Source organism: Streptomyces tubbatahanensis (genome assembly GCF_022699385.1).
Classification (GTDB): Bacteria; Actinomycetota; Actinomycetes; order Streptomycetales; family Streptomycetaceae; genus Streptomyces; species Streptomyces diacarni.
On the sequence record NZ_CP093846.1, the window covers coordinates 2,122,644 to 2,138,715 of the forward strand.

Sequence of the window (16,072 nt, forward strand, 5' to 3'; positions counted from 1 at the left end):
GGGCCCCGGGGGCGGCGTGGTGCCGCACCCCCGGGGCCCTCCGAAGCGCCGGGCGGTCGGGCGCCTCAGCTCAGCGTCGCCAGCGCCTCGTTGAGGGTCTTCGACGGCCGCATGACGGCCGACGCCTTCTGCGGGGCCGGCTGGTAGTAGCCGCCGATGTCGGCGGGCGAGCCCTGGACGGCCGCCAGTTCGTCGACGATCGTCTGCTCCTGCTCGGTCAGCGTCTTGGCCAGGCCGGCGAACGCCTCGGCGAGCTGGGTGTCCTCGGTCTGCCCGGCCAGCTCCTGTGCCCAGTACAGGGCGAGGTAGAAGTGGCTGCCGCGGTTGTCGAGGCCACCGATCCGGCGGGTCGGGGACTTGTTCTCGGTCAGGAACGTGCCGGTGGCGCGGTCGAGGGTGTCCGCCAGGATCCGGGCGCGCGCGTTGTCCGTCTTGAGCGCCAGGTGTTCGAAGCTGACGGCCAGCGCGAGGAACTCGCCCAGGCTGTCCCAGCGCAGGTAGTTCTCCTTGACGAGCTGCTGCACGTGCTTGGGCGCCGAACCGCCGGCCCCCGTCTCGAACAGCCCGCCGCCGTTGATCAGCGGCACGACCGACAGCATCTTGGCGCTGGTGCCCAGCTCCAGGATCGGGAAGAGGTCGGTCAGGTAGTCGCGCAGCACGTTGCCGGTGACGGAGATGGTGTTCTCACCGCGGCGGATGCGCTCCAGGGAGAAGGTCATCGCCTCGGCCGGGGACATGATCTCGATGCGCAGGCCCTCGGTGTCGTGCAGCGGCAGGTACTCGCGCACCTTGGCGATGAGGTTCCTGTCGTGGGCGCGGGTCTCGTCCAGCCAGAAGACCGCCGGGTCGCCGGTGGCGCGGGCGCGGGTGACGGCGAGCTTGACCCAGTCCTGGATCGGCACGTCCTTGGTCTGGCACATCCGGAAGATGTCGCCCTCGCCGACGGCCTGCTCCAGTACCAGGGTGCCCTCGCCGTCCAGCACGCGGACGGTGCCGGTCGCCGGGATTTCGAACGTCTTGTCGTGGCTGCCGTACTCCTCGGCCTTCTGCGCCATCAGACCGACGTTGGGAACGGAACCCATGGTGGCCGGGTCGAAGGCGCCGTTGGCCTTGCAGTCGTCGATGACGGCCTGGTAGATGCCCGCGTAGCTGCTGTCGGGGATGACCGCGAGGGTGTCCTGCTCCTGGTCGTCCTTGTTCCACATGTGGCCGGAGGTGCGGATCATCGCGGGCATGGAGGCGTCCACGATGACGTCGCTGGGCACGTGCAGGTTGGTGATGCCGCGGTGCGAGTCGACCATCGCCAGGTCGGGGCCCTGGGCGAGCTCGGCGTCGAACGAGGCCTTGATCTGCTCGCCCTCCGGCAGCGACTCCAGGCCCTTGAAGATGCCGCCGAGACCGTCGTTCGGGGTCAGGCCCGCGGCGGCGAGCTTGTCGCCGTAGGCGGCGAAGGTCCGCGGGAAGAAGGCCCGCACGACGTGCCCGAAGATGATCGGGTCGGAGACCTTCATCATCGTCGCCTTCAGGTGCACCGAGAACAGCACGCCCTCGGACTTGGCCCGCTCGACCTGCGCCGTGAGGAACTCGCGCAGGACGGCGACGCGCATCACCGAGGCGTCCACGACCTCACCGGCCTTGACCGGCACCGACTCGCGCAGCACCGTCTTGGAGCCGTCGTCGCCGTGCAGCTCGATGCGCAGGGCGCCGTCCTCGGCCAGCACGACGGACTTCTCCGTGGAGCGGAAGTCGTCGTCGTCCATGTGGGCGACGTTGGTCTTCGAGGTGGCCTTCCACTCGCCCATGCGGTGCGGGTTGGCCTTGGCGTAGTTCTTGACCGAGGCAGGCGCGCGGCGGTCCGAGTTGCCCTCGCGCAGTACCGGGTTCACGGCGCTGCCCTTGACCTTGTCGTAGCGGGCGCGGACCTCGCGCTCCTCGTCGGTCTGCGGGTCGTCCGGGTAGTCCGGCAGCGCGTAGCCCTGCTCCTGGAGCTCGGCGATGGCCGCCTTGAGCTGCGGGATGGACGCCGAGATGTTCGGCAGCTTGATGATGTTGGCCTCGGGGGTCTTGGCCAGCTCGCCGAGCTGTGCCAGGGCGTCCTCGACGCGCTGGTTCTGAGCCAGGCGCTCGGGGAAGCCGGCGATGATCCGTCCGGCCAGGGAGATGTCGCGGGTCTCGACAGCGACACCGGCCGTCGAGGCGTAGGCCTCGACGACGGGCAGGAAGGAATAGGTCGCCAGGGCCGGGGCCTCGTCAGTGTGCGTATAAATGATGGTCGAGTCAGTCACCGCTACTCCGCTTCGCGTCTGCGCGTCTCGCGTTTACATCGTCTCGATATCAAGATATCCCGTCCGGCCGCGCGGGGGCACAGCGGCCCGCGTGTGGCCGCGGCAACGGCTCTTCCCTCTACCCGACCCCGGAAAACCCCTGGTCGGAGGCCGTCCCCTCACACGGCGTCCGCCCGTGGCGCGGGCTGCCCGCCCGTGGGCCGAGACACGCGGCCACCGCGTGTCACCCCGGCTGACTCCCCGTGCCGCTCCCGCCGCCACGTGACGGACTCCGTGGAGCAGCACCGGGATCTGCCCGCCTGACGGGCTGACGGGCGGGCGCGGCAGGTCCCGTCAGCGGGTCGGCCACCCCGCCCTCCGGGCACGTGACCGCCGTCAGGTTCCCGGACGTGGCGTGCGCGTCGTCAGGCCACCGGAGCCGGGTACGTCGGGTACTCGGTGCCGGAGACGTACTGGACGACGCGGACGACCTGGCAGGAGTAGCCGAACTCGTTGTCGTACCACAGGTAGAGGATGGCGTTGTCGCCGTCGACCTTGGTGGCGCCCGCGTCGACGATCGAGGCGTGGCGCGAGCCGATGAAGTCGTTGGAGACGGCGTCGGGCGCGCTGGTGAAGTCGATCTGACGCTTGAGCGGCGAGGTGAGCGAGACGTCGCGGAGGTGGTCGAGGACCTCCCTGCGGTCGGTCTCGCGGGCGAGTTGGAGGTTGAGGATGGCGAGGGAGACGTCGGGCACGGGCACCCGGATCGAGCTGCCGGTGATCTTCGCGTCCAGGTCGGGCAGCGCCTTGGCGACGGCGGAGGCCGCGCCCGTCTCGGTGAGGACCATGTTGAGCGGCGCCGAGCGCCCGCGGCGGTCCGACTTGTGGTAGTTGTCCAGCAGGTTCTGGTCGTTGGTGAAGGAGTGGACCGTCTCCACGTGGCCGCGCACCACTCCGAACTCGTCCGCCATCGCCTTCAGCGGCGGCACGATCGCGTTGGTGGTGCAGGAGGCGCACGAGATGATCTGCTCGTCCGGCTTGATCATGTCGTGGTTGACGCCGTGCACGACGTTGGGGACGTCGCCCTTGCCCGGTGCGGTCAGCACGACCTTGTCGATGCCGGGGCGCAGGTGCTGGGAGAGCCCCTCGCGGTCCCGCCACCTGCCGGTGTTGTCGATGAGGACGGCGTCGTTGATGCCGTAGCCCGTGTAGTCCACCGACGCCGGGTCGTCGGAGTAGATCACCTTGATCTCGTTGCCGTTGGCGACGAGGGTGCTGTTGGCCTCGTCGACGGTGATGGTGCCCTGGAACTGGCCGTGGATGGAGTCACGGCGCAGCAGCGAGGCCCGCTTGACCAGGTCCTGCGCCGGCCGGCCCGCGGCCTCGCGTACGACGATGGCCCGCAGCCGCAGGCCGTTGCCTGAGCCCGCCTTCTCGATCAGCAGACGGGCCAGGAGGCGGCCGATACGCCCGAACCCGTAGAGGACCACGTCCCGCGCCTGGCGGCGGTCGATCTTGTTGGCGCCCGTCGCCCCCGCCACGGCCTCGGCGGTGAACTCGGCCACCGACAGGCCGCGGTCGTCGGCCCTGTGGGTGGCGGCGAGCATGCCGATGTCGATCTGCGCAGGGCCCAGGTCGAGCGCGGTCAGGGCCTGCAGGAACGGCAGCGTCTCGGTGACCGACAGCTCCGCGCCGGCGATCTGCCGGGCGAACCTGTGGGTCTTGAGGATGCTGATCACCGACTTGTTCACCAGTGAGCGGCTGTGCAGCAGAACGGTGACGTCCCGCTCGCGGTGCAGCTTCCCGATGATCGGGATCATCGACTCCGCGATCTCCTCGCGGTGCTTCCAGTTGGTGAACGCGTCCTCGTTGACAGTCACAGTTCTTATCTTTCGAGCTAGGCGGTGCTCATATGCTAACCCCCGCCATCCCGATCATGTGATCGGCCCGTCCCCGAGGAGACACCCCGTTGCAGTCCGGCACGCCGACCCCCGACAGCTACTACGAACCCGTCGACGAGCACCGCTACAAGCCCACCGCGCACGCGAGCGGAGCGTGGAACACCGAGGAGCAGCACTTCAGCCCGCTCGGCGGCCTGATCGTCCACGCCATGGACCGCCACCTGGCGGCCCGCCCCGGCACCGGACTGCTCCCCGCACGGATCAGCTTCGACATCCTGGGCCGCCTGGCCCTCGACGAGTGTGAGATCCGGGTGGAGAGCATCCGCCCGGGCCGCACCATCGAACTGCTCGAGGCCGTCGTCCTCATCGCCGACCGCCCGGTGGTACGCGCCCGCGCCTGGCTTCTGGCCGCGGCCGACACCACGGCCGTCGCCGGCGGCGGCGCCGCCACGCTCACCCCGCCCGAAGAGCTCGCGCCCTGGCCGCTCGACTCCGTGTGGCCCGGCGGCTACATCGCCTCACTGGACATCCGGCCGCTCGCGCCGCCGCAGCCCGGCCGCACCACCGCCTGGATCTCCACCGGGGTCGACCTCGTGGCGGGCCGGCCCAGCAGCCCGCTGGCTTCCTTCGTCGCCCTGGTCGACACCGCCAACGGCATCGCCGTACGCCAGTCGCCCACGGACTGGATGTTCCCCAACGTCGACCTCACCCTCCACCTCCACCGTCAGCCCGAAGGCCCCTGGACAGGCCTGGACACCACCGTCGTCTTCGGGCCCACGGGCCAGGGGCTCACCAGCACCGTCCTGCACGACCTGAGCGGCCCGGTCGGCCAGGCCCAGCAACTCCTGACCGTGCGCCCCCTGCCGGCCACCGGCGGATAGCGGGCTTCGGGCGCCGCGGGCAGGCAGCGGGCGCCACGGCCACCGGCAGGCAGCGGGCGGCGCTCGTCCCGTACGTCTCGCTCGGGAGTGGGCGCCCGCGCGTAGCACTCAGGTATGACCCGTTGACCAGCGCGGAGACGGATTCGGCGGCCCCCGCCACGCTCATAGCGTCGAACCGGCAAGGACGAAGGACGGACGAGCGATGGAGCGTGGCGGTGCGGCACATGACACGGACGACGCGGCAGGACCCGACGCGGACCCACCCGGCGGGGGCCAAGGCGTTCGCCCCCGAGTACCAGGGCGCCCTGGGCGCCCTGGGCGCACTGTCCGTCAACTCGTCCCTGTCCGACGTACTGGTCCAGGGGGCGACCCAGCTGCGGGCAGCCGAGCAGGCCGGGGAGGAGAAGGAGATGGCGCACTGCGGGCTCGCCGTCGCGGAGGCCCACCGGCGCCTCGGAAACGTCACCGAAGCCGACCGGGCGTGGAAGGCGAGTTACCGGGCGGCCCGCTCGGCGAGGGACGTCGGGGCCATGGCATGGGCCCTGTGGAGCGGCGGCACCCTCGCCCGCCAGCGCGGCGCACTCCCGCTCGCCTACCGGCTGCTGCGGCGCGCGGCCGACCTGGGCGAACGCGGCGACGACGTGCTGGCCCGCGGCTACTCGCTGGCCGGGCTGGCGGAGACCGGCCGGATCCAGGGCGACTACGAGGCCGTCGGCGCGATCCACGACCAGCTCCTGACCGAGGCCCGCAGCCGCGGCGAGGTGCGGCACACGGTGTGGGCGCTGGAGGGCATAGCGCAGATGCACCGCAACACCGGCTCCTACGACAGGGCGCTGGAGCTGTTCGAGGAGGCCGCCCGCACCGCCGCGGCGGGTGACGACCGCAGGGGGCGGGCCTGGGCGCTGAGGGGCATCGCGGACGTGGTGTCCGTACGCGACGAGGACACCGAGCGCGCCCTCGCGCTGCTTTCCGAAGCCGAGGCCGACTGCCGCGGGATGCACCTGTCGAGCGCTCTGGCCTACAACCACAAGATGCGCGGCAACGTTCTCTACCGCGCCGGCCGGTACACGGAAGCCCGCGACATCTACCGGCAGGCGCTGGGGCAGTTCGCCGCGATGGACGAGCAGCGGGGGACGGCGCTGTCCCGGCTCGGCCTCGCCAAGTCCCTGGCCCGCCTGGGCAGGCCCCGGTCCGCGACCAGCGCGGAGCTGGCCGGACTGCGCGACACGTTCGCCCGCATCGGGCTGCACCACGCGCGCGCCATGGTCGAGAGGGCCGCCACCGAACTGGGCACTGGGCCTCTGCCCGACACCTCGGCCTCACGCGCGCACGCCCCCTCACACCCCTGACGCACAGCGGGAGGTGAACCGGTACGGACCCCGCGCCGTGGAGTGCGCAGCACCGTGATGGTGTAGCAGGCACCACCATCGATACGGGATCCAGGGCGTTCGTGGCCCCGTCGGCGGTCTCATACGGTGAAGCTGCCGACAACCGGAAAGGGCAAGGAAAATGACATCGGAATGGGGAGCGTCCGCAGCCGCGGTGGCGACGCGGGCAGCGGCCATGAGGCTGGACTCCGTCACGAAAACGTACGGCACAGGGGAGAATGCCGTGACCGCGCTGCGGGGAATCTCCCTGGATGTGCCGCGCGGCACCTTCACCGCTGTCATGGGCCCCTCGGGTTCCGGCAAGAGCACCTTCCTGCACTGCGTCGCGGGACTCGACCAGCCGACCACCGGCCACGTCTACCTCGGTGACACGCAGCTGTCCGGCCTCAAGGAGGCGGCGCTGACGGCCATCCGCCGCGAGCGGATCGGCTACGTCTTCCAGGCCTACAACCTGATGTCGGCGCTGACGGTGAGACAGAACGTCACGCTCGTCGCGCGGCTGGCGGACATGGCCGTGGACGAGGCCTGGCTGCAGGAGGTGCTGACCAGGGTGGGGATGAACCAGCACGTCGACCGCCGGCCCAACCAGCTCTCCGGCGGCCAGCAGCAGCGCGTCGCGATCGCCCGCGCGCTGGTGACCCGGCCCGACGCGCTGTTGGCCGACGAGCCGACCGGCGCGCTGGACACCCGCACCAGCCAGGAGGTCCTCAAGCTGTTCCGGCAGATCGTGGACGAGATAGGCCAGACGGTGCTGATGGTGACCCACGACCCGGTCGCCGCCTCCTACGCCGACACGGTGCTCTTCCTCGCCGACGGGCAGCTCGCGGGCCACCTGAACCGGCCCTCGCCGGCCCAGGTCGCCGAGCACATGACGCACCTCGGCGACTGGTGAGGCAGAGCTCGTGTTCGACATAGCCTGGAGCACCATCAAGAACCGCAAGGGCGGCTTCATCGCGGCGTTCATCGCCGTGATCTGCGGCTCGGCCGTCATCACCGCCTGCGGCGTACTGCTCATGTCAGGACTGCTCTCGGGCGTCGCCCCCGAGCGGTACGCCGGCGCGACCGTGATGGTCGGCGGGAAGCAGACCAAGGACGTCAAGGAGAACTTCGACCCGCACTTCCCCGATCGCGTCACCGTCCCCGCGTCGACGGCCGAGCAGGTCTCCCGCGTCGACGGCGTCGAGAAGGTCGTGCGCGACCGCACGGTCGAGATGAACCTGCACAAGGACAACGGCAGCGCACGGGGTGAGCCCGTGCGGCTCGACCAGCCGCTGTACGGCCACGGCTGGTCCTCCACCGCGCTCGGCCCCTTCGAACTGACCGAGGGCAGCAGGCCCAGCAGCGCCCGGGAGACCGTGCTGGACGCCGGCCTCGCCCGCAGCGCCGGACTCAAGGTCGGCGACACCGCGCGGCTCTCAATCGGCACGACACCGCACGTCTACCGGATCGTCGGCCTGGTCGACGCGCCCGCGAACGGCCTGGACCGGCAGTCGGCCGCGTTCTTCACCGACGCGCAGGCCACCGCTCTCTCCCCGCGCCCCGACCGGCTGACGGCGATCGGCGTCCTGGGCGAGGACGGGGCCGACGCGGACGACCTCGCCGGGAAGATCGAGGACGCCCTCAGCGGCGCGGACGCCGCCACCGGGGCGCATGCCGACCCGGGGGCGCACATCGTCACCTACACCGGTGACGGGATCGGCGACCTGGAGTTCCTGGACGTCGGCGCCTCCCGCGGCTTCCTCGTCCCGCTGTCCGCCTCGTTCGGCGGCACGGCGCTCGGCGTCGTCATCTTCGTCGTCTCCTCCACCCTCGGCCTGGTCGTCCACCAGCGCCGCCGGGAACTGGCGATGCTGCGCGCCATCGCGGCGACACCGCGCCAGGTGCACAAGCTGATCGGCAGCGAGGTGCTGCTGGTGGGGGTCGCCGGGGCGGTGCTGGGCGCGGCGCCCGGCTTCCTGGCCGCCGGGCTGCTGCGGGACGCGTTCGCGCACGCCGGCGTGTTGCCGCAGGACTTCGAGCTGTCGTTCAACCCGCTGCCTGCCGTCGCCGCCGTGCTGCTGACCGTGCTGGGTGCCCGGCTGGCGGGGTTCATCGCCGCGTTCCGCATCGCGCGGATCCAGCCGGTGGAAGCGCTGAGCGAGTCCGAGGCGGAGCAGGAGGAGTTGGGCAGCACCCGCAAGACCGTCGGTGTGAGCCTGCTGCTGCTCGGCCTGGTGGCGTCGATCGTGGCGCCGCTGGTCATCCCGGGCCAGGTGGCGATCGCCGGGGCCGGCGGAGCGCTGGTGGTACTCATGGTGGGCAGCGCGCTGATCTCCCCCATCCTGGTGCAGGCGGCGACCCGGATGCTGACGCCACTGTTCAAACGCTCCCGCGTGAGTGGCTTCTTGGCCAGTGCCAACAGCAGTGCCAACGCCCGCCGCCTCAGCAGCGCGGTCGTGCCCCTGGCGCTGGGCACCGCGATGGCGCTGATGCAGCTGTCCATGCTCAACACCGTCGAGGCGACGGCCCAGGAACAGGCGGCGACCGGTGTCGTCTCCGACTACGTGATCACCAGCGACACCACGGGGCTGTCCACCGGCCTGGCCGGGAAGGTCCGCGCCCTCGACGGCGTCGAGACCGTCACCCCGGTGACCCGCTCGCAGGTACTGCTCAACTACATCGAGATCGACAAGCCCGCCTCCAACCCCTTCAGCGCCCAGGGCCTGGACGGGCGCGACCTGGAGAGCACGCTCGACCTGGACGTGCGCGAAGGCAGCATGGACAAGCTGACCGGCGACACGGTGGCGCTCAGCTGGATGGCCGCCGACACGGCGCGGGTGGACGTCGGTGACACCGCCGACATCAACCTCGGCGACGGAGTGCACAAGAAGCTGAAGGTCGTCGCCGTCTACGGCAACGGCCTCGGCTTCGGCGACATCACCCTCCCGCACCGGATGCTGACCGAACACACCGCCAACCAGCAGGACACGGCACTGCTCGTCAGCGCCGGCAGCGGCGGCGCGTCCCCGCAGGTGGAGGCCGGTCTGGAGAAACTGGCCGAGCACACGCCCGGCCTCGCGGTGCAGAGCCCGCAGGAGTTCAGCGCCGTCCAGCAGGGCCAGTTCGCCCAGCAGTCCTGGACGAACCTGATCGCCAACGGGCTGCTGATGCTCTACGTCCTCATCGCCGTGGTGAACACCCTGGTCATGGCAACGACGGGCCGCAGCCGCGAGTTCGCCATGCTGCGACTGATCGGCACGAGCAAGCGGCAGACACGGCGGATGATGTTCCTGGAATCCTGGGTCGTGATCGTCACCGCCGTCCTCATCGGCGTGGCCATCGCCATCCCGCCCGCCGTGGGCTGCGCCCTGGGCCTGACAGGCCAGCCGATCCCCCACATCCAGCCGCTGGCCTGGATCGGCATCATCGCCTTCGTGACCCTGCTGGGCTGGCTCTCCATCAGCCTGCCGACCCGCTCGGCGCTCCGCAGCCGCCCCATCGAGGCGGTGTACGCGGGAGAGTGACGGCTGCCGCCGTGCACGCGGCGCGGTGACCACCCGGAGCGCCAACAGCTCACGGGCGGTCACCGCCGTCTCACGACGGCCGGCGCCGCCGACGCCGACGGTGCGAGGGGACGTCAGTCCCTCTCACCAACCGGGCCACCGCCCTGTCGTGGCGAAGGAAGTGCTCCTCCGGCGGTTGCCGACGGAGTCACGGCACCCTCGTCACTGACTCACCGGCCCGGACCAGCACCATGGAGCAGCGCGACCACCCCGCACCGCGGACATGGAGGAACGCACAGTGGAGCGCATCGGCATCATCGGAGTGGGCGAGATCGGGCGGGCCCTCGTGCTGGGGCTGTACCACGGAGGCGACGAGTCACCGCAGGTGTTCCTCTCTCCCCGCGGAGCCCGCACGGCCGCTGAACTGTCCTCGCGCTACGAGGGCGTACAGGTCTGCGCCACCAACCAGGAGGTGGTGGACCGCTCCGAGGCGGTGCTCATCGCCGTACGCCGCCAGGACCGCCACGAGGCACTGAGGGGCCTGCGGGTGGACGACGACAAACTGGTGGTCAACGTGATGGCCGGCGTCGCCAACGACGACCTGCGCCGGACACTCGGCACCGACGCCCCGCTGGTACGGGCCATCCCGCTGCCTTCCGTACGCGAACGCCGCTCCGTCACGGTGACGTTCCCGTCGCACCCGGACGCCGACGCGCTCTTCGCACGCCTGGGCGGGGTGCTGCCGGTCGCGGACGAGGCGGCCTTCAACGTCTTCTCCGCACTGACGGGCACGTTGACCACCCACTACGCGTATCTCGCCACGCTCACGTCGTGGGCCACCGCTCAGGGCACCGCCCCCGAAGACGCCGACCGCTACGTCCGCGGCCTCTTCCAGGGCGTCGGCCGCGCGTTGAGCGACGAAACCCGCTCCCTGCACCAACTCGCCGCCGACCACGAAACCCCCAACGGCAACAACGAGCGCATCCGCACCACCTGGTTCGACTCCCCCAACTCCGCAGCCCTCCACAAGGCCCTCGACAACCTCCTCACCGACCTCCAGTAACCCCGGCCACCTCACGGCCACACTCCGGGTACCTGTGTGCAGTCGTCACCAGCTCAAAGGGTGACGACCCCGCACGGGCCACCCCGTTCCCTTCACCGGAGCACGGAGCGCCCACTCAGGAGGAGCGGGCAGGGAACCCGGTGCCCGGGGACGTGGCGGTGACCACCGGGCAGCCGACCGCCCGGGACAGATGCCACACCTCGCACCGACACGAATCCGTCGGCCAGGGGTCGGTCCAACAGCCGTGGGCTGTGCCTCCCGACGAAGGAGAACACGGCCCACGGAACGTCTACCGTCACAGCGCCACATGACGCCGTGCGCTTTTTAAAGATCGAAGTACAGCTCGAACTCGTGCGGGTGGGGGCGCAGCTGCATGGGGGCGATTTCGTTGGTGCGCTTGTAGTCGATCCAGGTCTCGATGAGGTCGGAGGTGAAGACGCCGCCGGCCTGGAGGTACTCGTTGTCGGCCTCGAGGGCGTCGAGGACGGCCGGGAGGGAGGTGGGGACCTGGGGGACGCCGGCGTGCTCCTCGGGGGCGAGCTCGTAGAGGTCCTTGTCGATGGGCTCGGCCGGTTCGATCTTGTTCTTGATGCCGTCCAAGCCCGCGAGCAGCAGCGCCGAGAAGGCGAGGTACGGGTTGGAGGACGGGTCGGGGGCGCGGAACTCGACGCGCTTGGCCTTCGGGTTGGAGCCCGTGATCGGGATCCGCATCGCGGCGGAGCGGTTGCGCTGCGAGTAGACCAGGTTGACCGGGGCCTCGAAGCCGGGGACCAGGCGGTGGTAGGAGTTCACCGTCGGGTTGGTGAAGGCGAGCAGCGAGGGGGCGTGGCGCAGGATGCCGCCGATGTAGTAGCGGGCGGTGTCGGAGAGGCCCGCGTAGCCCTGCTCGTCGTGGAAGAGGGGCTCGCCGCCGGTCCACAGCGACTGGTGGACGTGCATGCCGGAGCCGTTGTCGCCGAAGATCGGCTTGGGCATGAAGGTGGCGGTCTTGCCGTTGCGCCAGGCGGTGTTCTTGACGATGTACTTGAAGAGCATCAGGTCGTCGGCGGCGGCCAGCAGCGTGTTGAACTTGTAGTTGATCTCCGCCTGGCCCGCGGTGCCGACCTCGTGGTGTTGGCGCTCGACCTCCAGGCCCGCCTTGGTCAGCTCCAGGGAGATCTCGGCGCGGAGGTCGGCGAAGTGGTCGACCGGCGGGGCCGGGAAGTAGCCGCCCTTGTAGCGGACCTTGTAGCCGCGGTTGCCGCCGGACTCGATGGCGCCGGTGTTCCAGGCGCCCGCCTCGGAGTCGATGTGGTAGTAGCCGGCGTTCGCCTTCGTCTCGAAGCGGACGTCGTCGAAGACGTAGAACTCGGCCTCCGGGCCGAAGAAGGCGGTGTCGGCGATGCCGGAGGAGGCGAGGTAGGCCTCGGCCTTCTTCGCCACGTTCCGCGGGTCACGGCTGTACTGCTCGCCGGTGATCGGGTCGTGGATGAAGAAGTTGATGTTGAGGTGCTTCTCGGAGCGGAACGGGTCCAGGCGCGCGGTGGACAGGTCGGGGACGAGGGCCATGTCGGACTCGTGGATCGCCTGGAAGCCGCGGATCGACGAGCCGTCGAACATCAGGCTCTCGGTCGGGTCGAAGGTATCCGCCGGTACGGCGAAGTGCTGCATGACGCCGGGCAGGTCGCAGAACCGGACATCGATGAACTTGATGTCGTTGTCCGCGATGTACTTCTTGGCCTCGTCGGCGTTCTGGAACATCCATCCTCCTAGTCCCGCCGCGTCGGGACGGGCTTGCTCCGGCTCCGGCTGCGGCACGGGGCCGCTCGCCTGGCACCGACCCTAGGCAGGGGCCATTTCTCCAGCATGACTCATTTGTTTCGCCGATGTTAATCGCCGGGCGACCTCTCCGACCCTCACCATGCGGAGTTCCGCGCTCACGATCAGCAGTGCGGCCCGACACCGTGCGGCCCGACACCATGCGGCCCGACACCGTGCAGCCCGACACCGTGCAGCCCGACGCCATGCGGCCCGACGCCGAGCAACCCGGCGTCGGCCGGAAACGGCGGCCGGAAATCGGCGCGATACCGTTGACGGGTGGACAACAGGGAAGCAATCGGGTCGTGGCTGTCAGGACCGCGGGCGGCGGCAGCGGACATGGGGGCCGACTTCGGCTACCGCGGCAAGCGGCTCGGCCTGCCCGAGGAGGGGCCCGGTTCCCTCGCTCCGGTCGGCCGCCGGATCGGTGCCCTCTTCATCGACTGGGCACTCTGCGCACTCATCGCCTTCGCTCTGCTGGCCGGCCGGAAGCTGGAGGGCACCAGCGACTGGGCGCTGGTGGTCTTCGTCGTCATGAGCGTGCTGACGGTCGGTACGGTCGGCAGCACCCCGGGCAAGCGGCTGCTGGGGTTGCGCGTCGTGGCTCTCGACGGGCTCGGCAAGCTGCCGGTGTGGCGCACGGTGGTGCGGACGGTGCTGCTCGGCATCGCCATCCCCGCGCTCATCTGGGACCGCGACAACCGGGGCCTCCACGACCGGCTCTCGGGGTCCGTGCAGGTACGCGGCTGACAGCGCAGTCGCGCACGCTCGCGGTCCGGCCCACCCGGCGCGTGCCCGTGTACGAGCCCGTGTACCAGTATCCGGCAGGCACGACAGCGTCCGGGCAGGCACGACAGCGTCCGGGCAGGCACGACGGGGGGCGGGGACCGCGCGGTGCGCGGTCCCCGCCCCCCGTCGTGGCAGTCGCCGTAGGACTCGGTCGTCGGACTCGCCGTAGGGCTCCGTCGTGGAACTCGCTGGGGAAGCCCACCGTCGGGTGGGGCCCCGTCAGCGGCCCTGCGGGCCCTTCGGGAGCTTCATGCCCTTGGGCATCGGCCCCTTCGGGATGGGCATGTTGCTCATGAGGTCGCCGAGCGCGCGAAGCCGGTCGTTGATCTGGGTGACCTGCTGGCCCTGGAGCGTGCGGGGCAGCTTCATCATCTTCACGCGGAGCTTCTTGAGCTCGACCTGGTCCTCACCGTCGCCGACGACCATCGTGTGCACCGGCACGTCGCCGACCACGCGGTTCATCTTCTTCTTCTCGGACGCCAGCAGACCGCGCAGCCGGTTCGGGTTGCCCTCGCCCACCAGGACGATGCCGGCCTTGCCGACGGCCCGGTGGACGATGTCCTGGCTGCGGTTCATCGCCACGGCCGGGGTGACCTGCCAGCCCCTGCCGATGTTCTCCAGCACGGCGGCCGCGGCCCCCGGCTGGCCCTCCATCTGTCCGAAAGCGGCCCGCTCGGCACGGCGTCCGAAGACGATCGCGCACGCCAGCAGGCCGAGGAGCACGCCCACGATGCCCAGGTAGACCGGGTGACCGATCAGGAAGCCGATCGCGAGGAGTACACCGAAGGTGACAAGCCCCACGCCGGCCAGGATCCAACCGATCTTCCGGTCCACGCGCCGGGTCATCTTGTACGTCTGGGCGATCTGCTTGAGCCGCCCAGGGTTCTCGGTGTTGTCCTTCCTCGCCATGCGGTGAAGTTTACGTGGGGCCGCGGGTGGTGTGCCGCGCGGCCGGGGGTACGGGGGCCGCCGTACCCCTCCGTGCAGGTACGGGCGCCGGTGGCGGGGTCGGCACCGGGGCCGGAGTTCCGGGGTCAGCCCCGGGAGGCCGCGGCTCAGCCCCGGGAGGCCGCGGGCGCCGGGCGGTCGGCCGCCGCGTGCACCACCGCCTCCGCTTCCAGGGCGGCCGCCGCCGCGTTCCGTACCGACTCCGCTTCCAGCCGGGACCTCGCCCTGTCGCGGTCCTCCAGGACCGCCGTCCACGCGTTGCGGCACGCGACCCGCCGGCCGCTGCCGAACAGGATGTGCTCCAGACCTTCCAGTGCCCACAGGGTGGTCCGCACTGTGCCCCTCCGTCAGTCCTCGCCTCGTTCGAACCGTGCGCGGTGCGCGGTGACAGCGTCACGCAACGGTGTTACCAGGCGGTGGCCGGGGGGTCAAAGCCGGAAGAAGCATGTGCGGCGAAGCTCACTGACCGCTTCGCCGCACAGCGCTCTCAGCCCGCCCGGAGGACGCCCGCCGAGCGCTCCCGCGGACGCCGCCAGGCGTCAGGCGCTAAGGCGCCAGGCGTCAGGCGCCAAGGCGCCAGGCGCTAGGCCGCGGAGGTGTTCCCCGTCCTGCGGGCCTCGATCGCCTGCTTGTAGAGGCGTCCGGCGCGGTACGAGGAGCGCACCAGCGGGCCGGACATGACGCCGGCGTAGCCGATCTCGTCGGCCTCGTCCTTGAGCTCGACGAACTCCTGGGGCTTGACCCAGCGCTCCACGGGATGGTGGCGGGGGGTGGGCCGCAGGTACTGGGTGATGGTGATCAGCTCGCAGCCGGCCTCGTGCAGGTCGCGCAGGGCCTCGCTGATCTCCTCGCGGGTCTCGCCGAGGCCGAGGATGAGGTTGGACTTGACGACGAGGCCGTCCTCGCGGGCGCGGGTGAGGACCTCCAGCGAGCGCTCGTAGCGGAAGCCGGGGCGGATGCGCTTGAAGATGCGGGGCACCGTCTCGACGTTGTGGGCCAGCACCTCGGGGCGGGAGGAGAAGACCTCGGCGAGCTGGTCGGGCTCGGCGTTGAAGTCGGGGATCAGCAGTTCGACGCCGGTGTCGGGCATCAGGTCGTGGATCTGGCGCACCGTCTCGGCGTAGAGCCAGGCGCCGCCGTCGTCGAGGTCGTCGCGGGCGACCCCGGTGATCGTCGCGTAGCGCAGCTCCATCGTGCGCACGGACTCGGCGACGCGGCGGGGCTCGTCGCGGTCGAGCTCGGCGGGCTTGCCGGTGTCGATCTGGCAGAAGTCGCAGCGACGGGTGCACTGCTCACCGCCGATGAGGAAGGTCGCCTCGCGGTCCTCCCAGCATTCGAAGATGTTGGGGCAGCCGGCCTCCTGGCAGACCGTGTGCAGGCCCTCGCTCTTGACCAGGTTCTGGAGGGCGTTGTACTCGGGGCCCATTTTCGCCCGGGTCTTGATCCATTCGGGCTTGCGCTCGATGGGGGTCTGGCTGTTGCGGACCTCCAGGCGGAGCATCTTGCGACCGTCGGGTGCGACAGCGGACACGTCCGGCTCCCTACGTACTTTCGATTCA

The 16,072-nt window shown here is 70.6% G+C and carries 12 protein-coding genes; 6 read left to right on the forward strand and 6 right to left on the reverse strand.

What is annotated here, in order from left to right:
- Positions 1-65: 65 nt before the first annotated feature.
- Positions 66-2,285, reverse strand: a complete 2,220-nt coding sequence (locus MMF93_RS09155) for an NADP-dependent isocitrate dehydrogenase (protein WP_242750695.1) — start codon at positions 2,283-2,285, stop codon at positions 66-68.
- Positions 2,286-2,689: 404 nt separating this feature from the next.
- Complete coding sequence (locus tag MMF93_RS09160; protein WP_242750696.1) at positions 2,690-4,144, reverse strand: glyceraldehyde-3-phosphate dehydrogenase; 1,455 nt, start codon at positions 4,142-4,144, stop codon at positions 2,690-2,692.
- A gap of 89 nt (positions 4,145-4,233) precedes the next feature.
- On the opposite strand from MMF93_RS09160, the gene MMF93_RS09165 reads away from it, so the two are divergent.
- The 5 genes from MMF93_RS09165 (at position 4,234) to MMF93_RS09185 (ending at position 10,979) form a co-directional block, all read left to right on the forward strand.
- A complete protein-coding gene (locus MMF93_RS09165; protein ID WP_242750697.1) occupies positions 4,234-5,046 on the forward strand; it encodes a thioesterase family protein in 813 nt (270 codons plus the stop codon).
- A gap of 224 nt (positions 5,047-5,270) precedes the next feature.
- Positions 5,271-6,395 carry a tetratricopeptide repeat protein gene (locus MMF93_RS09170; RefSeq protein ID WP_242750698.1) on the forward strand — a complete coding sequence of 375 codons (1,125 nt, stop codon included), beginning with the start codon at positions 5,271-5,273 and terminating at the stop codon, positions 6,393-6,395.
- Positions 6,396-6,555: 160 nt separating this feature from the next.
- Positions 6,556-7,326, forward strand: a complete 771-nt coding sequence (locus MMF93_RS09175; protein WP_242750699.1) for an ABC transporter ATP-binding protein — start codon at positions 6,556-6,558, stop codon at positions 7,324-7,326.
- Between the two features lie 10 nt (positions 7,327-7,336).
- Positions 7,337-9,937 (forward strand): ABC transporter permease, encoded by a 2,601-nt coding sequence (locus tag MMF93_RS09180; protein ID WP_242750700.1) that lies wholly within the window; start codon positions 7,337-7,339, stop codon positions 9,935-9,937.
- Positions 9,938-10,199: 262 nt separating this feature from the next.
- On the forward strand, positions 10,200-10,979 hold the full coding sequence (locus MMF93_RS09185; protein ID WP_242750701.1) for an NAD(P)-binding domain-containing protein: 780 nt from the start codon (positions 10,200-10,202) through the stop codon (positions 10,977-10,979).
- A 324-nt stretch (positions 10,980-11,303) separates the two neighbouring features.
- On the opposite strand, the gene glnA is transcribed toward MMF93_RS09185, so the two are convergent.
- Positions 11,304-12,719 carry a type I glutamate--ammonia ligase gene (glnA, locus tag MMF93_RS09190; protein ID WP_114021046.1) on the reverse strand — a complete coding sequence of 472 codons (1,416 nt, stop codon included), beginning with the start codon at positions 12,717-12,719 and terminating at the stop codon, positions 11,304-11,306.
- A gap of 336 nt (positions 12,720-13,055) precedes the next feature.
- Here glnA and MMF93_RS09195 point away from each other — a divergent pair, with 336 nt between their 5' ends.
- Positions 13,056-13,526, forward strand: a complete 471-nt coding sequence (locus tag MMF93_RS09195; protein ID WP_242750702.1) for an RDD family protein — start codon at positions 13,056-13,058, stop codon at positions 13,524-13,526.
- Positions 13,527-13,784: 258 nt separating this feature from the next.
- Here the strand turns inward: MMF93_RS09195 and MMF93_RS09200 are convergent, their stop codons facing one another.
- The 3 genes from MMF93_RS09200 to lipA all read right to left on the reverse strand — a co-directional run bounded on the left by MMF93_RS09200 (position 13,785) and on the right by lipA (position 16,044).
- The gene (locus MMF93_RS09200) at positions 13,785-14,474 is read right to left on the reverse strand and encodes a DUF4191 domain-containing protein (protein WP_242750703.1); all 690 of its coding nucleotides are present in this window, start codon (positions 14,472-14,474) and stop codon (positions 13,785-13,787) included.
- 146 nt (positions 14,475-14,620) lie between these two features.
- The gene (locus MMF93_RS09205) at positions 14,621-14,848 is read right to left on the reverse strand and encodes a hypothetical protein (RefSeq protein ID WP_242750704.1); all 228 of its coding nucleotides are present in this window, start codon (positions 14,846-14,848) and stop codon (positions 14,621-14,623) included.
- A 248-nt stretch (positions 14,849-15,096) separates the two neighbouring features.
- On the reverse strand, positions 15,097-16,044 hold the full coding sequence (gene lipA / locus MMF93_RS09210) for a lipoyl synthase (protein ID WP_114018596.1): 948 nt from the start codon (positions 16,042-16,044) through the stop codon (positions 15,097-15,099).
- Positions 16,045-16,072 lie beyond the last annotated feature (28 nt).

Coding starts and splice junctions, on each gene's coding strand:
- MMF93_RS09170 (WP_242750698.1), top strand. CDS start 5,271: ATGACACGGACGACGCGGCAGGACCCGACGCGGACCCACCCGGCGGGG.
- MMF93_RS09175 (WP_242750699.1), top strand. CDS start 6,556: ATGACATCGGAATGGGGAGCGTCCGCAGCCGCGGTGGCGACGCGGGCA.
- MMF93_RS09200 (WP_242750703.1), bottom strand. CDS start 14,474: ATGGCGAGGAAGGACAACACCGAGAACCCTGGGCGGCTCAAGCAGATC.
- glnA (WP_114021046.1), bottom strand. CDS start 12,719: ATGTTCCAGAACGCCGACGAGGCCAAGAAGTACATCGCGGACAACGAC.
- MMF93_RS09185 (WP_242750701.1), top strand. CDS start 10,200: ATGGAGGAACGCACAGTGGAGCGCATCGGCATCATCGGAGTGGGCGAG.